General features: G+C 58.9%; 22 protein-coding genes. 9 read left to right on the forward strand and 13 right to left on the reverse strand.

The genetic code is table 11. The annotated features are described in order from the left end of the window. Positions 1 to 140: 140 nt before the first annotated feature. The 8 genes from ABSG47_RS05225 to ABSG47_RS05260 all read right to left on the reverse strand — a co-directional run bounded on the left by ABSG47_RS05225 (position 141) and on the right by ABSG47_RS05260 (position 8,625). Positions 141 to 1,253, reverse strand: a complete 1,113-nt coding sequence (locus ABSG47_RS05225) for a hypothetical protein (protein ID WP_424167307.1) — start codon at positions 1,251 to 1,253, stop codon at positions 141 to 143. Then, positions 1,250 to 2,950 (reverse strand): HD domain-containing phosphohydrolase, encoded by a 1,701-nt coding sequence (locus ABSG47_RS05230; RefSeq protein ID WP_424167309.1) that lies wholly within the window; start codon positions 2,948 to 2,950, stop codon positions 1,250 to 1,252. The genes ABSG47_RS05225 and ABSG47_RS05230 overlap by 4 nt, the downstream gene beginning before the upstream one ends. A gap of 2 nt (positions 2,951 to 2,952) precedes the next feature. Continuing rightward, positions 2,953 to 3,780 carry a hypothetical protein gene (locus tag ABSG47_RS05235; RefSeq protein WP_424167311.1) on the reverse strand — a complete coding sequence of 276 codons (828 nt, stop codon included), beginning with the start codon at positions 3,778 to 3,780 and terminating at the stop codon, positions 2,953 to 2,955. 649 nt (positions 3,781 to 4,429) lie between these two features. Continuing rightward, the gene (locus ABSG47_RS05240; protein WP_424167314.1) at positions 4,430 to 5,404 is read right to left on the reverse strand and encodes an MBL fold metallo-hydrolase; all 975 of its coding nucleotides are present in this window, start codon (positions 5,402 to 5,404) and stop codon (positions 4,430 to 4,432) included. A 329-nt stretch (positions 5,405 to 5,733) separates the two neighbouring features. Further along, positions 5,734 to 6,009, reverse strand: a complete 276-nt coding sequence (locus ABSG47_RS05245; protein WP_424167317.1) for a DUF507 family protein — start codon at positions 6,007 to 6,009, stop codon at positions 5,734 to 5,736. Next, the gene (locus tag ABSG47_RS05250; protein ID WP_424167320.1) at positions 6,009 to 6,287 is read right to left on the reverse strand and encodes a DUF507 family protein; all 279 of its coding nucleotides are present in this window, start codon (positions 6,285 to 6,287) and stop codon (positions 6,009 to 6,011) included. The genes ABSG47_RS05245 and ABSG47_RS05250 overlap by 1 nt, the downstream gene beginning before the upstream one ends. Before the next feature lie 592 nt (positions 6,288 to 6,879). Continuing rightward, on the reverse strand, positions 6,880 to 7,767 hold the full coding sequence (locus ABSG47_RS05255) for an OmpA family protein (protein WP_424167322.1): 888 nt from the start codon (positions 7,765 to 7,767) through the stop codon (positions 6,880 to 6,882). Positions 7,768 to 8,103: 336 nt separating this feature from the next. Next, entirely contained in the window at positions 8,104 to 8,625 is a 522-nt protein-coding gene (locus ABSG47_RS05260) for a DUF2393 family protein (RefSeq protein WP_424167325.1), read from the reverse strand. A 327-nt stretch (positions 8,626 to 8,952) separates the two neighbouring features. Between ABSG47_RS05260 and ABSG47_RS05265 the strand changes: the two genes are divergently transcribed. The 3 genes from ABSG47_RS05265 (at position 8,953) to ABSG47_RS05275 (ending at position 12,096) form a co-directional block, all read left to right on the forward strand. Further along, positions 8,953 to 9,081: a hypothetical protein gene (locus ABSG47_RS05265; RefSeq protein WP_424167327.1), complete on the forward strand. Its 129-nt coding sequence runs from the start codon at positions 8,953 to 8,955 to the stop codon at positions 9,079 to 9,081. A 195-nt stretch (positions 9,082 to 9,276) separates the two neighbouring features. After that, complete coding sequence (locus ABSG47_RS05270) at positions 9,277 to 11,427, forward strand: prolyl oligopeptidase family serine peptidase (protein WP_424167329.1); 2,151 nt, start codon at positions 9,277 to 9,279, stop codon at positions 11,425 to 11,427. Positions 11,428 to 11,499: 72 nt separating this feature from the next. Further along, positions 11,500 to 12,096, forward strand: coding sequence for a putative signal transducing protein (locus ABSG47_RS05275; RefSeq protein ID WP_424167332.1), 597 nt, complete (start codon positions 11,500 to 11,502; stop codon positions 12,094 to 12,096). Positions 12,097 to 12,105: 9 nt separating this feature from the next. On the opposite strand, the gene ABSG47_RS05280 is transcribed toward ABSG47_RS05275, so the two are convergent. Beyond that, positions 12,106 to 12,867, reverse strand: coding sequence for an ATP-binding protein (locus tag ABSG47_RS05280; protein WP_424167335.1), 762 nt, complete (start codon positions 12,865 to 12,867; stop codon positions 12,106 to 12,108). 133 nt (positions 12,868 to 13,000) lie between these two features. Here ABSG47_RS05280 and ABSG47_RS05285 point away from each other — a divergent pair, with 133 nt between their 5' ends. Further along, positions 13,001 to 13,777 carry an SGNH/GDSL hydrolase family protein gene (locus ABSG47_RS05285; protein WP_424167338.1) on the forward strand — a complete coding sequence of 259 codons (777 nt, stop codon included), beginning with the start codon at positions 13,001 to 13,003 and terminating at the stop codon, positions 13,775 to 13,777. 4 nt (positions 13,778 to 13,781) lie between these two features. Here the strand turns inward: ABSG47_RS05285 and ABSG47_RS05290 are convergent, their stop codons facing one another. After that, positions 13,782 to 14,198, reverse strand: coding sequence for a c-type cytochrome (locus ABSG47_RS05290; protein ID WP_424167340.1), 417 nt, complete (start codon positions 14,196 to 14,198; stop codon positions 13,782 to 13,784). A gap of 159 nt (positions 14,199 to 14,357) precedes the next feature. Between ABSG47_RS05290 and rpmE the strand changes: the two genes are divergently transcribed. The 3 genes from rpmE (at position 14,358) to dusB (ending at position 16,250) form a co-directional block, all read left to right on the forward strand. Beyond that, on the forward strand, positions 14,358 to 14,576 hold the full coding sequence (gene rpmE, locus ABSG47_RS05295) for a 50S ribosomal protein L31 (RefSeq protein ID WP_424167343.1): 219 nt from the start codon (positions 14,358 to 14,360) through the stop codon (positions 14,574 to 14,576). Positions 14,577 to 14,671: 95 nt separating this feature from the next. Then, entirely contained in the window at positions 14,672 to 15,010 is a 339-nt protein-coding gene (locus ABSG47_RS05300) for a hypothetical protein (protein ID WP_424167346.1), read from the forward strand. A 13-nt stretch (positions 15,011 to 15,023) separates the two neighbouring features. After that, complete coding sequence (gene dusB / locus ABSG47_RS05305) at positions 15,024 to 16,250, forward strand: tRNA dihydrouridine synthase DusB (RefSeq protein WP_424167348.1); 1,227 nt, start codon at positions 15,024 to 15,026, stop codon at positions 16,248 to 16,250. On the opposite strand, the gene ABSG47_RS05310 is transcribed toward dusB, so the two are convergent. After that, positions 16,247 to 17,434, reverse strand: coding sequence for a thiolase family protein (locus tag ABSG47_RS05310; RefSeq protein ID WP_424167351.1), 1,188 nt, complete (start codon positions 17,432 to 17,434; stop codon positions 16,247 to 16,249). The two genes, dusB and ABSG47_RS05310, sit on opposite strands and share 4 nt — an antisense overlap. A gap of 113 nt (positions 17,435 to 17,547) precedes the next feature. Between ABSG47_RS05310 and ABSG47_RS05315 the strand changes: the two genes are divergently transcribed. Continuing rightward, on the forward strand, positions 17,548 to 18,840 hold the full coding sequence (locus tag ABSG47_RS05315) for a POTRA domain-containing protein (RefSeq protein ID WP_424167353.1): 1,293 nt from the start codon (positions 17,548 to 17,550) through the stop codon (positions 18,838 to 18,840). Positions 18,841 to 18,854: 14 nt separating this feature from the next. Continuing rightward, entirely contained in the window at positions 18,855 to 19,436 is a 582-nt protein-coding gene (locus ABSG47_RS05320; protein WP_424167355.1) for a DUF421 domain-containing protein, read from the forward strand. Between the two features lie 17 nt (positions 19,437 to 19,453). Here ABSG47_RS05320 and ABSG47_RS05325 read toward each other — a convergent pair whose 3' ends face one another. Both ABSG47_RS05325 and ABSG47_RS05330 read right to left on the reverse strand, forming a co-directional pair. Then, positions 19,454 to 19,846 (reverse strand): type II toxin-antitoxin system VapC family toxin, encoded by a 393-nt coding sequence (locus ABSG47_RS05325; RefSeq protein ID WP_424167357.1) that lies wholly within the window; start codon positions 19,844 to 19,846, stop codon positions 19,454 to 19,456. After that, positions 19,839 to 20,099: an AbrB/MazE/SpoVT family DNA-binding domain-containing protein gene (locus ABSG47_RS05330; protein WP_424167360.1), complete on the reverse strand. Its 261-nt coding sequence runs from the start codon at positions 20,097 to 20,099 to the stop codon at positions 19,839 to 19,841. Before ABSG47_RS05330 ends, ABSG47_RS05325 begins: the two co-directional genes overlap by 8 nt. Between the last annotated feature and the right edge of the window lie 139 nt (positions 20,100 to 20,238).

The raw sequence follows: 20,238 nt of genomic DNA on the forward strand, positions 1-20,238 counted from the left end.
AATTGTAACCAGTATCGGATATCTGCAATATTCTACCCCGTCAACTTCAGAAGTTGACCGTCACCATTGCTGTGGACAGAACCAATATTGCTTCGATTTGACCATGCATCGTCCTCCTCTACTGCTACAGAAGAGCCGCTCTAGTGAGGGCTGGCGTGGGAGAGGTGGAAGGTGGTGACGTACTGGAGGAAGAAGGTGTTGTCGTTGGTGGGTGTGCCTGAGCTGCGATGGTCGAGCTCATAGTCTGCTTTGAGCAGTTGGAAGCGGTTTGGGCGGAATCCCGTGGCAAACTCGAAGCGCTCGGTGTTGCCGCTCTGGTTGGCGCTTGAGTAGCCGGTGCGGGCGGCGGCGTACCAGCGGGGACCGAGGGTGCGGCGAGCCTCAATGTAGCCGGCGTCTTCGCGAATGGTGGGCATGGTGGTGTACGGCAGAACGAACCTCTGAAATTCGCCCTGGATGTTCCAGTGTCCGTGGCCCCACTCGGAATCGACGCCGAGGGCATGAGCAGGGAGCCTGCTGGGGTTCGCCTCGCCAGGACGGAAGAAGGGGGATTGGCGGTCGAGGTAGGGACCGCGATAGCCGGAGACGCCAATCCGCAGGCCTTGCCGGATGGTGTATCCACCGCCGCCGGCCCAGTTGCCGTACTGGTCGTGGTCGAAGATGCTGCGAGGATTTGCAGGAGAGGAGTTGGCGAACTGGGCGCGCCCATCGAACTTGCCGCGGGTGGCATCAATCTGCGCTCCGGCCACGGCGAGGCTGGAGACAGCGGCGTAATAAGAGGAGCCGTAGGAGAGGGAATAGTAGCCGTAGGGGAGGGGAACGTTGGCGAGCGGGTTGTCGGCGTCGTCGTAGCGCAGCAGGAAGGAGCCGAAGGCGGTGGAGAGCTCGCCCACACGGACTAACAGCGAACCTTTGGTCGAGACACGCGAGTAGTTGAGCGAAGCCTGGAGGATGTTGCCGCTGGCTCCGCGGTCGGTTTCGGAGAAGCTTTCGAAGAAATATGGACGCGTGTAGAGCTGCCAGGCTGCGGTGATTGCCCATCGGTCGCTGAACTTGACGGTGGGATAGAAGACGCCGCGGAAGCCTGCGCTGGCGGGCGCTTCGGCGACAGACGGCTGCGTAAATACGCTGGATGCGGCGAACTGGCCACTGAGGGTCGCGCGCAGATCGACGCCGGCATCGGCCTCCTGCGCCTGGGCAACGGTTGACGGGATCCACGCGAGCAGCGCGATCAGGAGAGCGGTTGGCTTCAAATTGCCTCCCAGGCTTCGAAGCCAGGGACGGGCGCGGGTTCGAGGGCAGCTTGTGTGGCCGGCGAAGTCTCGGGCTCGGCTTCGCGTTGTGCGGCGGCATTGTGGAGCGGCAGTTGAGCGAACACCTCGACGATGCGAGGGTCGAACTGTATTCCGGCGTACTCGTGCAGGATTTCGATGGCGCGCCGATGGGTGAGCCCGCGACGGTAAGAGCGGTTCGTTGTCATGGCGTCGTAGGCATCGGAGACGTGGATGATGCGCGCGTCGACGGGCGTCTGCTCGCCCGACTGGCCTTTGGGATAGCCACTGCCATCCCAGTTCTCGTGGTGAAGTTCAACAGCATCGAGGAATGGGGTAAGGCCACCGACGCCTTCGAGGATCTGGCGCCCGATCACCGGGTGTTTCTTGACGATGGCGAACTCCTCGTCGGTGAGCCGCCCGGTTTTCTGCAGGATGGCGTCCGCGATACCGATCTTGCCGATGTCGTGGAGGAGCGCTCCAACACGGATGCGTTCGATGTGTTCACGGTCGAGTTGCATGGCGGCTGCGGTTGCGGAAGAGAGCTCGCTGACGCGCATGCTGTGGCCTGCGGTGTAGTGATCGCGAGCGTCGAGCGCGTTGGCTAGGGAGCCGACGAACTCGACGTAGGCGTCATGCAGGCTGTCGCGGGCGGCGCGGACTGCGACGGCGGCATGGTTGTAGTTTTCGACCAGTTGCCGAATTTCAAAGATCGAAGAGTGATTGCTTTCGAACTCCGGGAGTACGCCGGTGTGTTCAGAGTTGCGGAGGTGGGAGACCAGTCCAGCGATGGGCCGCACGATGGAGCGCGATGAGATGAGACTGCAGAGGAGCGCAACCACCACGCAGCCGATATCCACGGCGAGAAAAAGATCGTGCAGGATGGTTTGAACGGGAGCGATAGCCGCATCCATGTTCTGCAGACTGCGCAACTGATAGCCTTCGCCCATTGAGCCGCTCTGCATGGGAAGCGAAACCCAATTGGCCCCGCGCAGGCGGATGTCGCACTCGGACTGCGCGGGGCAGTTGCGCAGAGCGGCGCCGATCTCGACGTAGGGGATGCTGGAGATGTTGGAGTTGATGACCACGCCGTTGTGGAGCAGGACGGCGGGAGTGGTGAACTCGGAGAAGTCAAAAAACTCGCCCACGGAGAGCACACCGATGTTCTCCTGGTCCTGATCGACGGGAACGGAAGCGACCTGAAACGCGCGCCCGCCGATGAGCAGGAGACCTTTCCGATTGGACTCGAGAGCCGTGGTATCCACAGGCACGAGCTGGCTGGCTCCATCGGCGTCACGCGAGGGCTCGCGGACGACCGCTGCCAGTGGGGTTCCGTCGGGAGCGGAGACGAGCAGAAAGTCGAAGCCCATGAGCTCGCCCAGCTCGCGCAACTGGTCTTCGACGGTTCTGCGCGCCGCCGGGCTGTGCGATTCGGAGACAAGCAGTTGGATGCCGCTCTTGAGCGCGGCGTTTTCGCTTACGACCCTGAGAAACCGGCTGTTCTGCAGGTCGCTCTTGGAATGGAGGCGGGCGATTGCGAACTGATTATCGCGCAGGGTGGCGCGTACGCCATCGCCCACGGCAGACTGCACTAACCTCTGGATCATCCAGAAGCCGACCGTGAGCAGGAGCGCAAACGGGACGAAGCAGACGAGAAAGGTCCGGGTTTGAAGACGCACGGTTACCTGCCTTCCATGCCGTTCATCGACTCGCCCTGCATGTTCATCGCGCCTTTCTGCTGCGGAACATCGTCGATGGGAATAAAGAATTCGACGGTGGGGCTATGTCCTGATTCGACCACGACGCTCTTGCGGAAGAAGCCGGCGGCCTTGTGCCAGGCGACGACGGTGTACTGCCCGGGAGGAACGTTGGGGATGCGGAACTGGCCGGAGGGGTCCGAACGAACAAACCAACGGTTGGGAGTAACCACGATGGTGCCTTCCATGTTGGGATGCAGATGACAGTAGACATAGACGACACCGGGTTTGGTGAAGGTGACACTGCGGGATTCGCCTTTGTCGTAGTTTCCAAGATCGAACGTCTTCGGCTTGGAGAGCGAGAAGATGTTGTGGAAGATGGGGTCCATGTTGGGGAAGGCAACTGCTGAGCCGACCGGGACGACGAGAAGGTCCGGCGTGAATTGGCGGTTGAGTTGCTGCATGGAGAAGGTAGCGGAGGTCGCGGTGGCGGTGGCGGGAAGGCCGGGGCCTTCCAGATAGATAACGACGCGGGAGCGCTCGTAGTCGAGCGGGTCCTGGCGGGCGTCCTTGCCCAGTTCTACCGCGGTGCCGCGCTGATAAATGGAAACTGACGAGGTGACGCTCGGTTTGGTGAGCTTCTTCTTGATGAGGATTGTGCCAGTGATGTCCTGAAAAGGTGCTTTGGGGCAGTTCTCTGCGGCCTGACAGGTTGCGGCCTGTCCAGATGCAGGGCCGGGTTCGGAGGCCCCCACGGAGAGCAAGGAACAGGTGAAAAAAATGGCTAAGCAAGTTCGGTGCAGCAGAGTCATAGGGACCCGTTCCCAAAAAAGCACAAGCATAACTATTATATCAGAGTGCCAGATGGCTGAACATCTCACAGTTGAGGAGAACTGACCAAGACTGGGCATGGCAAGACGGCATGAGAATAACGACTCGGAATCTCGGCGAATACACTGCTGCCGCGCGTATTTCTGGCACGGCAGCGGCTGCGAGATCGTATGACAGTCGCGGAGACAAGAAAGCGATGATAAGAAAGACCTCATGATCGAGGTGCGGTGAAAGGCGATGAAACGGAGCCGAGTGAGCTGCGCGCCTACCTTCTTGGTAGAATGCCGGACAACGCGCAGACGATCTGGACGCTGATGACCTTCGGAAGAGGCGCTTTCCCGAACTTCTGCGGTGAAGGATCGAGAGCAGGCAAAGCAAGCAGAGGTCTCAATTGTGCCCACGGCCTCTGCAGAACTGCGGCATAAGTTTCACTCGGAGATTCTCTTTTCCCTGCTCGATGTTCGCCAGAGATCGAGTCGAAAACGACCTCTGGGCCGCCCTTAAAGTGGAATAGAAGTGAACCTTGTCTATTGGGCAGATAGCTGCGATTTTCTTCTCTGTTACTCGCCTTCGCCACCCTCATGCTGCGAAACCTCGAACAGATACTCAAGTGAAAGTTCCTGACATCCTCTAGGGGGTGACGGGCTGGGGGATCCTCTTGGTGCCGCGGAGTTCTTCGTCCGTGCGCTGAATATCGGGTGTCGCGAAGTCGAAGAAGGCCCAGGTGCCGTATCTGGCTTTGAGCTGGGGAAGGACGGTGTTGAGGACGGCTGCGCTGCTGTCACCGTGGGATTGGCTTTGAGCGATGCTCTGGCGGAGGAAGGCGAGGTAGTCGCGGAAGGCGCGAACATCGGCGGCGGTGCCAGGGTGGTCGCCGTGGCCAGGAACAAAGGTGGCTGTGGGGTAGTCGGCGAGCAGGGTGTCGAGTGTTTCAATCCAGGGTTTGGTGGAGGCGTCGATGAGGTTGGGGAGGGTGTGGTTCCAGAAGAGATCGCCGCAGAAAACGACATTGGCTTCGGAGTCGTAGACGACGGTGTCGCCGCCGGTATGGCCGGGCATGACGCGGAGCAGCAGGCTGCGGTGGTCGCCGAGGTAGATGGTGGTGTCGTGGGTATAGGTGACGTCGGGCAGGGCAAGAGTTTCGACGAAGGCGCGCTGCTGTGGAGTGATGTTGGGGAGGAAGAACTTGAGGTTTTCGGTGCGCTCCCAGGCGCGAACATTTTGCTGGGCCAGGACGATGGCGCCCGCGCCGACAAAGACCTGGTTTCCGGCGACGTGGTCGAGGTGATAGTGGGTATTGATGACGTAGCGGATGGGGAGTTTGGTCTGCTGTTGGATGACTTCAAGCATTTTTTGTGCCGCGGCCTGGCTTTCGAAGGTGTCGACGACAGCGACAGCGTTGGAGCCGATGAGAAAGCCGGCATTCGAGCCTGAGCTGGCGGTTTTAGCGGCGGGGTTGTCGATGGCGGCGGAGATGCCATGGCCGAGGGGCGCGAGGGTAAACGGCGCGTCGGCTTGCTGGGCGGTGGTTTGGGCAGCGCATGCGGCTGCGGTTCCGGCCAAAAGAGCAAGGGCGATTGAGAGAGTGCGTGCTGTGCGGATCATTTGCACTCCATTGTAGCGGCGGGGTGTTCAAGCCCGAGCAGCGTATCGGCAAGTACCGTCTCGGAATGGCGAATCCGATTGCCGGCGACGACTCTGAAGCAGAATCGACCGTTCGTGTCGTTGGAGCAGGAAGCGTACTTGAGTACCAGGGAGCGATTCGTTGGCTACAGCGACTTGTCGCTCTTTTTCCATCGCGGCCTGCACTGCCTCGTCGCCATCGTCGCCATCGAGTGGGAAGGCTATTGCGCCATTCATTGAATGCGGCAAAAATCGGGCTCTAAGCCAACGGGCTGAATGCGATTCACCTGCACGGATTCGGCGCGTCATCCTCAAATTCCAAGTCGTTTTACTTCGTCGTTGTAATACTTGCGGTAGAGGATCTCCCACTCCTGCGAGCCTTCGAGGATGATCTTGCGCTGGTTGGAGATTTTGGTGCGGGCAGCGGCGTCTATCTTTGCTTCTTCATTCAGCAGATTTTCGAGCGCCTTACGTGCTTCCTGGCGGATGGTGTTGCGATCCTCGTTAAAGCCGACCTCATTCATATCCGCGAGAGTGTCAGCAATGGTGTGCGCCAGCTTATTGAGCTTGTCTCGACTGATGCGCATTACAGCACCGCCTTGTACTTGCGCGCCAGCTCGTTTTTGACCTTCTTGAACATCTCTGCATACTGCGCGCCGGACTTCCGCATCTCGTCAGAGTAGGCCTCGAGAATCACGCGCACCTCATCATGAATGCGGTCTTCAAGCGACATTTCATCAATGAGAGCTGCTGTGACGCGCTCCTCCGTCGTGTGCAAGTTGCTCGTGGTGATCAACTTGGCATCGATGAGGTGTTTGACCGCGCGGCGGCCTAGATAACCAATGTATTCGCGGGAAAAGATCATCTGCGTAAGGGTCAGAATAGCGCATTGGGGTGGCGGATGTATACCCGTGTGAGAGGAGCATTCCGCGATGCGATTCACGATCTTGGAAAAGGCTGAGAAAAATGGCTTTCGCCACTACCGTGTCTATATGGATACGCCCTGATCTTCACCTTCCAATTTTTCGAGCGCAAAAAAGGGGCCGGATTGCGCAGTGCACCGAACCCCACCAGGGGACTTTTTATGGAAGCAGAACCGGATGCGCTGAAGTGTCATAACAGGCATTGCGCTAAGATCAGATCCTGAAAATCTGTATCATCGCTACGCCGCCGGCAGAACGTCCCTGACCAGCTTGCAGCTCACTCTTTCCTATACGACAAAAATAGTCGTATGGGACAAATCAGGTCGCATATCTATTTTTAATGCGGAAAAGTTACTTGAAGTTCTGGATGATGAGGCGAGAGCAAAGCAATAGCCTGGAAATAGAAAAAAAACGGCCCCCGTTTTTGGCGGGGGCCAAGTTGCCTTGGTTCTCTCTTGCGAGAGCTTTTTTGGCGGCCGTCGGCGGGGGTGAGCCGAAGGCGCGGTAATAGCCTCGGGGGCGTGGCTGAGCGGTTTAGGGCCGCTCCGCACCTGACGAGGAAGCAACACCCTGGGGTGATGCAGCATCCTGGGCCGCCAAACTGTTTTCCATCAACCGGATGCGCACCATGCTTGTACGAACAGGCTCATCGCTGTCCTCATTCTTGGCATTGCCAAGCGCAACGGCATGCAGACGGTAGACGGGAATGTTGTGTTCCACTAGATAACGGTTCACTGCCTGCGCAAACTTCTGAGAGTTCTGAATGCCTGCAGAGCCGTGTATTGGCGATTGAGCTTCAATGTCGATGATGTAACCCTTGCGTCCGTTCACGCTCTGGATCACGTCATCGAGCTTGCTTTTAGCATCTGCCGAAAGCGTTGGTACGCCGCCCTTGAACTTAACCTCAGTCTCGGTAACGGGCTTATACTGATCCAGGCCATTTACAGTCGTGTTCAGAGTGTCCACATGTGTGGATGCGCCCTGAGCGGTAGTAGAGGCGGCCTGCGCCTGCTGCCCGGCTGCGGTAGCTGTCTGGTTGGCTGTGTCCGCTGTGGACTGTGCCTGGTGAATGCCTGCCTGCGCCCGCGCATCTACATCTTTAATGTCCGCGGCGTTCTTGGCATTCAGTTGATCGAGCTCGGTAAGTCTGTCGTTGACGGGGTCCAGGCGTTTCTTGACCCACTTCTTGCGGGCAAAGGGATTCATGTGACCCCAGAAGCCTTCCTTGTCCGCGTTGTCGAGACGTTGCTGATTAATGTCCGGCTGCTGTTGCTGCTGCGCAGCGGCCGGAGCTGCCTCCTGAGAATTGCTGGAGGATTGCGCTTGGGCGCCCGTGGGGAAAGCGAGCGCCGTCGCAAGCGCGGTGAGAGCTACTGCACCGCGCAGGGCGTTTCTATCATATTTAGAAATAAGTCCTGTCATCTTTATCCTCGTATGTTTCCATCCCTGCGGCATAACCAACACGGACGGTTATTGACAGTACGCTTCTGGGTAGTGCAACAGTCGTGCCAAACTCCGCTATCGCCAGAATATTTTTGAAAGTAATTGTATTAACAGGAGTTATAGGACTGAAAACGCCGAGGCTTAAGGACCGGATAGGAAATACCCAGAACAAAGAAGGTAATTTTTACCTACTGAGGGTAACTTCTACCCTGTAACTTTGAAGGCGATGGCGGAAAAAGAAGTCCTGAAACGCTGCAAAAGCAGCCGGAAACGAGGCAAAATTGAGGAAATCGCGGGCCTAAGCAGGAGGCGCAATCAGCGGATCTGGACGCGCAGAATGCGGAGCTCAGGGTAGGCTCCATCCCAGCCCTGTGTGACAGGGTCGAAGATCAGGCGGAAGTCGCGCTCGTCGCCGGGTTTGAGCGGCGCATCTGCCACAGACTGCAAATCGACATACGGCTCGCGGGTGCGGATGACCTTAAGCGGCTGGGTCTCATTCTGCGCCACCTCGTGAGCCGGATCGCGGAAGAGCACCTGGACGGAGATTCCGGTCACGGTCTGACTTCCCTTGTTCGCAATATGACCATCCACGTAGGTCACCTTGCCACCGGCCAGGTTGGCGGATTCGCTCAGAGCCAGATTCGTGATGGGCAGATTCGCGGCGTAGGGATCGGCCGCAGCATTAATCGGCGCAACTGTCGGCTTGGAGCGGCCATGTTCCACGGCGAAGACCGCGATGGCGGCCACGGCAACGACAACTGCGGCAGCAATAGCCAGAGGCAGCCAGTTGCGTTCCTGCGCTTCGGCGGTGCGGATAAGTTGCGGTCCCGTGCTCACGCGTCAATTTTACTCCCATTACCAAAGACAACGTCTCAGCAACACAAGATCAGAATTTTCACAGAAGAATTGACCGCACGGGACGATAAGGGAAGCAGCCGAGAAATACGAAACCGCAACGAAACCTGATACAGCAACAGGTGCCGCAAAAGGTTCACCGCAACTGATTGCGTTCCAGTGTGTTTTAGTCCGAAGGAGAAGTTTTTGCATCCAATAAATCAAGCAAGCGGAAACGCTAACGCCACTGGGAACACCATCTGCGGGAAGCTCGAATTTGTGAGTCAGTGATTAGCCTCGCCCGCAGGGCGAAGAAAGGCAGGACGCCCGATGCAGCCCTCCCCTAATCCCGGTATTGCGGCACGCATCCTGCGCGGCCGCAGGAGTGAAGACCTGATCTATCAGGCAGTGGCCGCGGCAGCTATGGCCGCCACGCTGGTCAGCATCTGGCTGTTCTGATCGCCGCATAAATCGAACTCAGATGGGCACGCTTCGGCGTGCCCATTTTGCTTTTAGAACTCTCTTCCGCACCAACACTGTCAATATCCGTCTGCAATAATGAATTTTCTTCGCAGTCAGGATAAAAAGACGCAGGGAAACGCAAGCGCCAATGCGGCAAATTCTGATCGCAAAAACCGGGATGGAGAATCTGCCATGAAAATTGCCGCAAAGACAATGCGCGCAGCGCTTACTGCCTCAATCGTTGTGCTCGCCGCAGGCGCGGCGCACCGTGCATCCTGCCAGTCCACTCCCGCAACTGCCGAGCAGCCCGACAACTACACGTGGCTCGAAGAGATTCACGGCGCAAAGTCAATGGCCTGGGTGAACGCCGAGAATGCCAAAACCGAGACATGGCTCAACAGCGACCCGCACTTTGCCGCGCTCGAAGCCAAAGCGCTCACGGTTCTCGACTCACCCGACCGCATCGCGTTTCCTTCCTTCATGCATGGAACAATTTATAACTCGTGGAACGATGCGAGCCACGTGCGCGGCATCGTGCGCCGCACCACGCTCGCGGATTATCTGACCGCCGAACCGCACTGGGAGACGGTGCTGGACTATGACGCTCTCGGAGCGGCGGAAAAGCAGAGCTGGGTGGGCCGCGGATTGAACTGCCTCCGCCCGGAAGAAGATACCTGCCTGGCGAGCCTCTCGGCCGGTGGTGAGGACGCAGTGACGGTGCGCGAGTTCAGCCTGAAAACCGATAGCTTCGTCGAGAACGGTTTCGTGCTCCCGCGCGGCAAGCAATCCGTCACCTGGCTCGACAAAGACACGTTGCTGATCTCACGCGACTGGGGTCCTGGAACCATGAGCCAGGCCGGCTATCCCATCACGGTACGCGAGTGGAAGCGCGGCACGCCGCTCGAAAGCGCCAAGGAAATCTTTCGCGGCGAAGTAACAGACAATGGCTACGGCGACCACGCAACCGTGCTGCGCGACGGCGAAGATCACGTTGCCGTGATTCTCGAGCAAAGCGCCTCAACCTTCGAGCACACCTCTTTTCTTCTGTCGCCCAGCGGTCCGCGCAAGCTCGCGCTTCCGCCCAAATCCGGCATCACCGGCTTTCTCGCCAACCACTTCATCGTTGCGCTGCAGGAGGACTGGACCCCGGCCGGCCAGACCACGCGCTATCCGCAGGGTTCTGTGCTCTCCATCGATTACGACGCGGCCAAAGCCGATCCCGAGCACCTCAAGCCAACCGCCATCTTCACTCCGACCGAGCGCGAATTCACGCAGGCAGTCCGCACCACCAGGAACCATCTGCTGCTGACCACGCTGAACAATGTGCAGGGCCGCGCCTATATTTATTCGCCCGGCAAAAGCGGCCAGTGGAGCCGCAAAGCGCTTCCCATTCCGGACAATCAGACAGTGGCGGTGACATGGGCCAGCCCCACGGAAGAGCGTTTCTTTCTCTCGCTCAACGGCTTCCTCAATCCTCCTTCGCTCTGGCTGGGCAATGCAGCCGACGGCTCGCTCAAGGAGATCAAATCCGAGAAGCCGCAGTTTGACGCGTCAAATTTTGCCGTTCATCAGTATGAAGCCACATCGAAAGACGGCACCAGGGTTCCCTACTTCGTCGTCGGGCCAAAAGATATGAAGTTCGACGGCCAGAACCCCACGCTGCTCACGGCCTACGGTGGCTTTCAGGTATCGCAAACACCCGGCTACAGTCCAACCACCGGCAAGCTCTGGCTCGAACGCGGCGGCATCTACGTGCTGGCAAACATCCGCGGCGGCGGCGAGTTTGGCCCCGCGTGGCATGACGCCGGCCTGAAAACCCACCGCCAACGCATCTACGACGACTTTTACGCCGTAGCGCAGGATCTGACGACACGCAAAATCACATCGTCCTCGCGGCTCGGCATCGAAGGCGGCTCCAACGGCGGCCTGCTCATGGGCGTCGAGTTCACGCAACATCCTGAGATGTGGAAGGCCGTCATCATCTCTGTTCCATTGCTCGATATGCTCGCCTTCGAACATCTCTCCGCCGGCGCTTCCTGGGTAGGCGAATACGGCTCCGTCTCCGTACCGGAAGAGCGAAAGTTCCTCGCATCCATCTCGCCTTACAACCAGCTTCGCAAAGACGTGAACTATCCCGAGCCGCTGATCTTTACCACCACCAAGGACGACCGCGTGGGACCGGTGCATGCGCGTAAATTTGCCGCGCGTATGGAGGAATTCGGCGAGCCGTTCCACTACTTTGAAATCACAGAAGGCGGCCACGGCGCCGGCGCGGACAACAAGCAGCGCGCCCGCACCGACGCCGCAATGTACACCTATCTCTCAACAAAGCTGATGTACTGATCTCTGCGTGTCCCGAAACAGAATCGGGTGCCCCACCCATGACGCTCACTATTCCTGTTAGGCTTTCAGTGCATGACACCCACCCCTGAAGATCTGGCGGCTCAGTATGCGCAAATGAGTGAGCCGGAACTGATGGAGCTGGCCCGCTCCTACGATGGTCTGCTGGAAGTGGCACAAGCAGCGTTGCGTGCGGAATTTGCACGGCGCGCGCTTGAGCCGCCACTGGTGGAAGAGCCAAAGCAATGGGAGTTCCGTCACCTCATCACGGTGCGGCGTTATCGAGATCTGGCCGAGGCATACGCGGGACGTTCGCTGCTCGAATCGGCGGGAATTCCAGCCTGGATAGCGGATGAGAATCTGGTCCGGATGGATTGGTTCTACTCCAATATGGTCGGCGGTTTGCGATTACAAGTTGACGAGCGCGACGAAGCGACAGCACGGGAGATTCTGGACGAAGCGGCTCCAGACACAATCACGTATGGCGAGGAGCAAGTCTACGTACAGCCAACTTGCCCCAAGTGCGGATCGGCTGAAATCACGCTGGGCAGCGGGACAGAGAATGGGCGGTCTCTTTTGGCGCTCTACCTGGTGTCGATTCCGGTGCCGCCACAGCAAGCAGCCTGGCATTGTGAGGCATGTGACGCACGGTGGGTAGAGTCCGATGACTGACGGCACACCTTAACCAAACCTGGCCCGCTTCACCGACTGCCGAAAATCATTCCCCGTCATAGTCACCCGCACGCACATCTCCGCCAACCGCGACCGCATGCGATCCCCGATCCGATCTCCAAGCGTAGGCTCACGCCCCGCACGTTGCGCATCGCTCACATCCCCGCCACCGGCAGGCAGGTCAGAGTAATTAGTAGTCACAATCGTCGAAAGCTTATCGTTGTAGCGCGTATTCAGGATCAGCGCCACAATATCCCACGACCACTCATTCGGCTTCTGCGCGCCCAGGTCGTCGAGCACAAGCACCTCCGCCTTAAAAACTGGGCGCAAAAAATCCATCTCCGTCGCAGCCACCTGCGGGTTGTAGCTGTGCTGGATATTTTTCAGCAGCTCGCGATAATCACAGAAAAGGCCGCGCACACCGCGCTCCCGCGCCAACCGATGCAGAATGCCCGCGGCAAGATGTGTCTTTCCCACGCCAATGCAGCCGGCAAAGAGCAGCCCACGTCCAGCGGTCTCAGCAGGGTAGCCGTCTGCAAACTTGCGCGCCGTCATCAGCGCCGCGCCAAGCGTGGCATCCGCGCCGGAAAAACGCGTCTCAAAGGTATCCAGCGTGCAGTGGCGATAGCGCTCAGGAATGCGCGCGGAAGTCAGCCGCCGCTCCTCGCGCTCAAGCTCCTGGCATTGGCATTCGCGAGAGACCCAGCGCCCATCCTCTGCGACGACGCGCACAAGACCAACGCCACCGCAGATGGGGCATAGATTGCTCATAGCTCTCTACCAAGCCTAACGCACAACACGCGGGCAAGCCGATGTGCAAGCAGCGTACGCAATGTGGAAATAGCGCCGGACAGCGTAAAATCAAACCCGCAAAAGGTATGGCCGAATTGAGGATCTGACTGAGGTGAAACTGCTCACAGTGTTGACGATGACAGCAGCGCTTATAACCACGGCGTCCGAGCTTGGCGCGCAGATCACAACGCCGGCAGCTCCAGCCCAGTCCCAAGGCGCCCAGACACAAGGCCTGGACGGATACAGAAACGTCCGCGAGAAACAACTGCTCACCGACTTCGGCTGGCTTGCGCGCTACAAGGATGCCAACGCGCAACTGCCGCCAGCCCAGCCGGACGACAAGCGCGTCGTCTTCATGGGCGACTCCATCACCGAAAGCTGGCATCTCGACCAATCGTTCTCCGGCAAGCCGTACATCAACCGGGGCATAAGCGGCCAGACCTCGCCACAGATACTGTTGCGCTTCCGCCAGGATGTGCTGGAGCTGAAGCCGAAGGTCGTAATCATTCTGGCCGGAACGAACGATGTGGCAGGTAATACCGGTCCCATGACGGCGGAGCAGACCGAAGGAAACATCCAGTCGATGGCTCAGCTCGCCGCCGCTAACGGCATCCGTGTCGTGCTCTGCTCCGTTCTGCCGGCCAGCCACATCGGCTGGGCGCCAAATGTACAAGATACCGCAGACAAAATCCTCGCCATCAATACCTGGATCAAAAGCTACGCCACCAGCCAGGGCTACCTGTATGTCGATTACCACTCAGCTATGAAGGACGCGCAAAACGGCCTTCCGCCGGAGCTAAGCAAGGACGGCGTCCACCCGCTCCCGGCGGGCTACGCCATCATGTCACCACTGGCAGACGCGGCGATCGCCAAAGCGCTGGCAAAATAGCTATTTAGTGCTTGCTCGGGGGCGCTGCCGCAGGAGCCGCCGCCGTCTGGGTTCCGGATTGCCCTTTCGACAGGCTGCGCACATACGCAACCAGGCCTCGAACTTCCGCGTCCTTGGCGCGAACCTCATCCTCAGGCGGCATCTTGTCTCCCCTGCCCTTGCGGATGGCGTCAAAAAGCTCCTGATCGGATTTGCCTGCAAGCGATTTGGCGTCGGTGTAATCGAGCAGCACCAGATTCATGCTGGTCGCCACCTCAGATTTACCGTTGCCGGTATCGCCATGACACAGCGCACAGTCTTGCTTGTAGATCTGCTTAACGTGAGGAGTAATTTCCTGCGCGGATGACGCCTGCACAACACCGAATGCAAGGATCACACCGGATAGCAATAGCCCAAAACGGAAGAAGGTTCCAGCGGACATACATGCCTCCCCAATTCATTCGGCAGCTTGTAGACTGTCATGAATTTTTCGGCTGAAATTCTAGGCCCACGAATCGGCTTTGGGAAGGGTAAACATCATTGCCCGCAAACAAAAATCGCAGTATAATAACGTAGATTGCAGGAAAGGTCTGTTTCAGCGATGCCTAAGGAAAAGATTCACCCCCCATATGACGCTGTGCGCGTACTCTGCGCCTGCGGAAGCAACTTTGAGACCCGTTCGACCCACAAGGGCGACATTCACGTGGAAATCTGCTCGGTCTGCCACCCGTTCTTCACCGGCAAGCAGCGCCTGGTCGATACAGCCGGCCGTGTGGAGCGCTTCCGCCGCAAGTACGCGAAAGCCGAGCCCGCCAAGTAAGCCACTGAAACGGCAGGATTTGTGCCAAACAGGCCTCCGCCACGGCGGGGGCCTAATAGTGTTGAGTCGTTGCTTAACCTGACTGAAAAATCACTATGCCGCACCCCAAGCGCCAACTCGGAGCAAAGACAGAGATCGATGGCTTCCGCCTGATCTGGCGCCTGCACCGCGAGCAGCACACGAACGGGCTGGATGACTGGCACGCGGTCGCGATTCATGTTCGGAATGAGACGCCTGCGCGCCGCGACCTTTATCTGGAATATCCCCTGGCCCCGACGCAGAATAAGAATGGCCTGACCCGTACCGATACCATGCGCGTGCCGATTCACGAGAAGAAGGTCGAAGCCCATATCCAGCAGGCCATAGCCGCCGGATGGGACCCGGATTCCCGTGGCAAGCCGTTCATATTTGAAGTTCCAGAACTGCCGAGTTAAGTCGGAGTATTTCATGGCAGGACGAGGTTTCACCGTGAAGAAGGAGTGGGAGCAGCCCACCGAGCGCACCGGCTCCATGCCGGTTCCAGCCGAGATGAAAATCGGCCCGGTCGAGGTGCGCCCAGCCACGGTTCTGGCTCCCATGGCCGGCGTCACCGACACCATCTTCCGCCGCTTCATGCGCCACGCCAGCCTTTTTTCTGGCCCTGGGCCGGATTCGAGTGAAAACGTAGAGTCCTCTGTCTCGAATACCCAGTCCGGCTGCGGCCTGCTCATGACCGAGTTCACCTCGGCTGACGGCCTCTCGCGCATGCGCGAATCCAAGCGCAAGCGCTACCTCACCTTCTTTGACGACGAGCACCCCATCTCCGCGCAGCTCTTCGGCTCCAACCCGCAGACGCTGGCCGAAGCCGCACGCATCTGTCAGGACACCGGCTTCGACATAGTCGACCTGAACCTCGGCTGCCCGGCCAAGCGCGTCGTCGGCTGCAATGGCGGCTCAGGCCTGCTGCGCGATCTGCCCAAGATCGGCGAAATCTTCCGCGCCGTCCGCAAGTCCGTCTCAATTCCCTTCACCGTCAAGTTCCGCCTCGGCTGGAACGACGAAAACATCGTCTGCGTAGAGCTGGCAAAGATAGCCGAAAGCGAGGGCCTCAACGCTCTAGCTCTCCACGCCCGCACCCGCGAGCAGTCCTACACCGGCTACGCCCGCTGGGAGTGGATCGCCGCCGTCAAGCAGGCCGTAAAAATCCCCGTCATCGGTAACGGCGACGTCCGCACGCCTGAAGACGCTGCCGCCATGATCGCGCAAACCGGCTGCGACGGCGTCATGATCGGCCGCGGCGCACCAGCCAATCCCTGGATCTTCCGCCAGATCGCGCAATTCACGGCAACCGGCGCATACGACAAGCCCACCTCCGCCGATCGCCACCATATAATCCGCGCCTATTTCCACATGCTGATGGCCGGCGGAGAAATGTACGACATTTCCGAGAAGCCGGAGAATGCAATCCGTGAAGCCGCAGGCAAAATGAAGCAGTTCGCTGCATGGTTCACACACGGCGTCCCCGGCGGAGCGAAACTGCGCGCCTCTATCTATCAAGCCAAAACATCCAGAGCAATTCTCGATCAGGTGGATGCGTTCTTCGAAGCACAGGCCAATCCCAGCGCGACTAACGAAGAACTTGCAGAAGCCAACGCACCGCTTGATTTCTCCGACGCCGCGTTAGTCTGCGACTAAACAGCTTCCACAGCCATAGCCACAGCATTCCCCCCACCCAGGCAAAGCGCTACAATCCCGCGCTTCCCACCACACTCCTTCAAATCCGCCAGCAGCCGCACCAGCAGCCGCGCCCCGCTAGACCCAATCGGGTGCCCCACCGCCACCGACCCACCATGCACATTCACCCTTGCAGTATCGAGGCCAAGCTCCCGGTTCACGGCCATCGCCTGTACCGCAAAAGCCTCATTCAGTTCAAAGCGGTCGATGGAATCCAACTCCCACCCCGCGCGCTTCGCCACCTTGCGCACGGCATCAATCGGAGCCAAGCCAAACCACTCCGGCTCCCTGCCCGCCGTGCAATGCGCACGAATCACGCCAAGCGGCTTCAGATTGCGCTCCCGCGCCAGATGCGCGCTGGTAATCACCACAGCAGCCGCGCCGTCGCTCACGCCCGGCGCATTGCCAGCCGTCACCGTGCCGCCTTCCTTAAAGGCCGGCTTCAGCTTCGCCAGCGTCTCCACCGTCGTATCCGGCCGGATCCCCTCATCCATCGCAAAAACCCGCGCAGGTTCGCCCTTCTTCGCCGCTGGAATCTCCACCGGCATCATCTCCTCGGCAAAAACCTCACCCCGCGTCGCCGCAGCCGCCCTGCGATGCGACTCCGCCGCAAAAGCATCCTGCTCCTCGCGCGTAATGCCATACTTCTCCGCAATCATCTCCGCGCCAACACCCATGTGAAAGCCGCGATACGCCTCCCACAGCCCATCGTGAATCATCGCGTCTACCAGCGTGCCATTTCCCAGACGGTAACCGCTCCGAGCCTGCGGCAAGAGATACGGCACATTCGTCATGGACTCCATGCCTCCTGCAACCACCACCTCCGCATCGCCCAGGGCAATGGCCTGCGCTGCCAGCGCCGCTGCACGCAGGCCGGACCCACAGACCTGGTTCACCGTCAGCGCGGCTGATTCAGGGGCCAGCCCACCATAAATCGCCGCCTGCCGCGCGGGATTCTGCCCCAACCCGGCCTGCAGCACGCAGCCCATAATGCACTCGTCAATTTCCGTAACACCGAAACCGGAACGACGCACCGCCTCGCGCACCACAAGCGCACCCAGCTTAGGCGCTGTAAAACCCGACAACGAGCCTTGAAACTTACCTACCGGCGTACGCACCGCCGAAACAATCACTGCCTCACGCATTTTTGAAAATCCTCCCAGCGAACACCCGAGAATATCAACTCAGATGTCACGCGCGCGACAGGCGCAGGATTCACTTGAGCAAGCCGCGCAGGTTTGCTAGCCTTGAGCGCGTCATGCGACTACCAATTTCCGCTTTTTTTGTGGCTTTCGCCGCTGCCTGCGTTGCCCTGCACGTATCCGCGCAAAAATTCACGCCCAAAACCATCCAGTTCCAGGGCGCGCCGGATTACTCGAACGATGAACTGCTCTCTGCCGCCGGTCTCAAAGCAGGCCAGACGCTCTCTTCCGACGATATGCAGCAACGCATGAACGCGCTCTCGCAGACCGGCCTTTTTGATGGCGTCAAATTTACCTTCAACGGGCAGGACCTGGTCTTTCAGCTCAAGCCCGCCGCGCAGCTCTATTCCGTGCGGCTGGACAACATGCCGCTCACGCCCGGCCCCGATCTCGACGCGAAGATCCGCGCGAAACTCCCGCTTTATCACGGCAAGGTTCCTACGGAGGGAACGCTGCTGGACGGCGTGCAGGCGGTCCTTGTAGAGCAGCTCGCCGCCATCGGCATCAAGGCAACAATCACCTCCGCGCCATACAGTACCCTGGGTGCTCGTGAGGCCAGCGCCATCGCCTTCCACGTTTCCACGCCGCAGATCCTCATTGGAGAGATACTGCCGGGCGCCGCTCCACAGCTCACGCCGAAAGCTCAGGAGGTTCTCGCATCTCTTACCAGCAAACCCTTCAGCACAGAAGACTCCGCAGCCGGCATCGCAAAGGATCTCCGCGAAATTTACCAGGGCATGGGTTATCTTGACGTGAAGGCAGACGCCACAAAGCAGCCAAATCTGAGCATCGCGCCCGATAGCGTACAGGTTTCCTTCCGGTATTCGCTTGATCCCGGCACGCTCTATAAGGTCACATCCATCCAGCTTGCGCCGGATATGCTGGTCAGCCAGGCGGACTTCGACAAGCAGTCGCACGTGCATCCTGGCGACCCTGCCGATGCCGAGCACATTGCCTGGAACTGGCATTTCATCGAGCGGCAGTATCACAACCGCGGTTACGCGCGGGCGCGCATCACGCCGACAGCCACGCTCGACCACGCGCAGCACACGGTGAGCTACGCCTTAGCCGCCGAGCCGGGAGAGGTGTACAAGATGGGCAAAATCAGCGTCGAGAATGTGTCGGATGAGATTCGCGCCATGATGCTGGCCGCGTGGAAGCTCCCGGCCGGGGCTATCTTTAATGAAAGTGCGCTGTTTTCTTACTACGCAATCGACGCCACAAACACCCATGCCGACCCACGGCTGTTCAAACTCTTCCAATCGGTCAACTGCAAATACACGCTGATCGTGAATGACGACACCAAAACCGTGGACGTGGCGCTAAGGCTGGAGAAGCGTACCTCTTAGGCTATCCTCATGCCATGCTGCACACCATTTTGAATGACATGTTCCACTTGCAGCTTCCGATCATCGAGAAGCTGCTGCGTCCCGTCGTCGTTTACCTGGTCCTTGTGATCCTGCTGCGTATCTTCGGCAAACGCGAACTGGCGCAGCTAAACCCCTTCGACCTCGTCGTACTTCTTTCACTCTCCAACACTGTGCAGAACGCCATCATCGGCGACGATAACTCGGTCACCGGGGGCATCCTCGGCGCACTCGGCCTGCTGGGCATCAACTGGCTTGTCGCCCGCTTCTTATTCAGTTCACCGCGCCTTACGCGGGTATTGCAGGGCCATTCCACCGTGCTGGTGCGTAACGGGCAAATCGATCAAAAGGCCATGCAGCATGAATCGCTCACGCATGAGGAATTGCTGGAAGCCGTCCATAAGCAGGGCTTCACGGCATTTCATCAGGTAGGTCTCTGTGAACTGGAGCCAAGCGGAACATTCTATGTAGAAGGCATGGAGCCAAGCTCTATCGAAAAACAGCACGCCGATATACTGGCGCGCCTGGAAGCGCTGACAAAGGAAATTGCGGCGCTGCGGATGCAATCAGCGCGATGATAATTGCCTTTTGCGCTTCAACTGCGGACCAGTTCGACAGCGACATCAATCTGAAGCCGCTGCCAAACGCGGTCAGCGGTCCATGCAGTAGCGCCGAACGATTTGGCAAGCGCAAGGCAGGCACGGTCGCCGAGAGAGAGTGACCGGTCGGTGCGCGCAAACCCGGCGGCAAGCTCCGCCACATCCTTTGCAAACGGAACAACCTCCACACCGGGCAGCATTGCATCCATTCGCTCGCCATCCATGAGCGGGCTGTCCCGCTGCAAGCGAGTAAGCGCTTCACACCAATTCACGCTGGAGATTGCTACAGGAGTCTTGCCTTCTTGAATCACAGATCGAACCCGTTCGCCGCCGCGCTCGCCGAGAATCATCGCCAATACAGCAGAAGAATCAAGAACAATCCTATCCAAGCTCCGCCTCGCGCTGTGCTTCTTCGTGCTTCTCAGCCAGAAACTCGTCCAGGATTCCGCTCAGGCTCCCGCGTTTGGCAATAATGGATTCCCGAACTTCTTTCAGCGTCATATCCATGTTTCGAATCCGGATCGAGCCGCCTTCGCTGCTGATTGTGAGGCGATCGCCGGGCTTTAATCCGAATTCTTTACGAAGTTCGGCAGGAAGAACGATGCGGCCGCTTTCGCCCAGAACGACAGTTTCGGTAGGCACATGGCACCTCCCATCAAGTATGGCAGAAAATCACTAAATCCGCCAAATTTCCTAAAACCTGCCATACCGACCCAACGGAACCACTGCTTCTTAGCTTGCACTCAAGTTACAAGCCAGTTCCCGACCACCGGGAGGGCCA

This window comes from Occallatibacter sp. (assembly GCF_049510455.1).
Taxonomy (GTDB): domain Bacteria; phylum Acidobacteriota; class Terriglobia; order Terriglobales; family Acidobacteriaceae; genus Telmatobacter.

What these genes read in the sequence shown, in the direction of transcription:
- ABSG47_RS05235 (WP_424167311.1), bottom strand. Translation starts at nt 3,780, where the DNA reads ATGACTCTGCTGCACCGAACTTGCTTAGCCATTTTTTTCACCTGTTCC.
- ABSG47_RS05240 (WP_424167314.1), bottom strand. Translation starts at nt 5,404, where the DNA reads ATGATCCGCACAGCACGCACTCTCTCAATCGCCCTTGCTCTTTTGGCC.
- ABSG47_RS05245 (WP_424167317.1), bottom strand. Translation starts at nt 6,009, where the DNA reads ATGCGCATCAGTCGAGACAAGCTCAATAAGCTGGCGCACACCATTGCT.
- ABSG47_RS05250 (WP_424167320.1), bottom strand. Translation starts at nt 6,287, where the DNA reads ATGATCTTTTCCCGCGAATACATTGGTTATCTAGGCCGCCGCGCGGTC.
- ABSG47_RS05255 (WP_424167322.1), bottom strand. Translation starts at nt 7,767, where the DNA reads ATGACAGGACTTATTTCTAAATATGATAGAAACGCCCTGCGCGGTGCA.
- ABSG47_RS05265 (WP_424167327.1), top strand. Translation starts at nt 8,953, where the DNA reads ATGCAGCCCTCCCCTAATCCCGGTATTGCGGCACGCATCCTGCGCGGC.
- ABSG47_RS05270 (WP_424167329.1), top strand. Translation starts at nt 9,277, where the DNA reads ATGAAAATTGCCGCAAAGACAATGCGCGCAGCGCTTACTGCCTCAATC.
- ABSG47_RS05275 (WP_424167332.1), top strand. Translation starts at nt 11,500, where the DNA reads ATGACACCCACCCCTGAAGATCTGGCGGCTCAGTATGCGCAAATGAGT.
- ABSG47_RS05280 (WP_424167335.1), bottom strand. Translation starts at nt 12,867, where the DNA reads ATGAGCAATCTATGCCCCATCTGCGGTGGCGTTGGTCTTGTGCGCGTC.
- ABSG47_RS05290 (WP_424167340.1), bottom strand. Translation starts at nt 14,198, where the DNA reads ATGTCCGCTGGAACCTTCTTCCGTTTTGGGCTATTGCTATCCGGTGTG.
- rpmE (WP_424167343.1), top strand. Translation starts at nt 14,358, where the DNA reads ATGCCTAAGGAAAAGATTCACCCCCCATATGACGCTGTGCGCGTACTC.
- ABSG47_RS05300 (WP_424167346.1), top strand. Translation starts at nt 14,672, where the DNA reads ATGCCGCACCCCAAGCGCCAACTCGGAGCAAAGACAGAGATCGATGGC.
- dusB (WP_424167348.1), top strand. Translation starts at nt 15,024, where the DNA reads ATGGCAGGACGAGGTTTCACCGTGAAGAAGGAGTGGGAGCAGCCCACC.
- ABSG47_RS05310 (WP_424167351.1), bottom strand. Translation starts at nt 17,434, where the DNA reads ATGCGTGAGGCAGTGATTGTTTCGGCGGTGCGTACGCCGGTAGGTAAG.
- ABSG47_RS05315 (WP_424167353.1), top strand. Translation starts at nt 17,548, where the DNA reads ATGCGACTACCAATTTCCGCTTTTTTTGTGGCTTTCGCCGCTGCCTGC.
- ABSG47_RS05320 (WP_424167355.1), top strand. Translation starts at nt 18,855, where the DNA reads ATGCTGCACACCATTTTGAATGACATGTTCCACTTGCAGCTTCCGATC.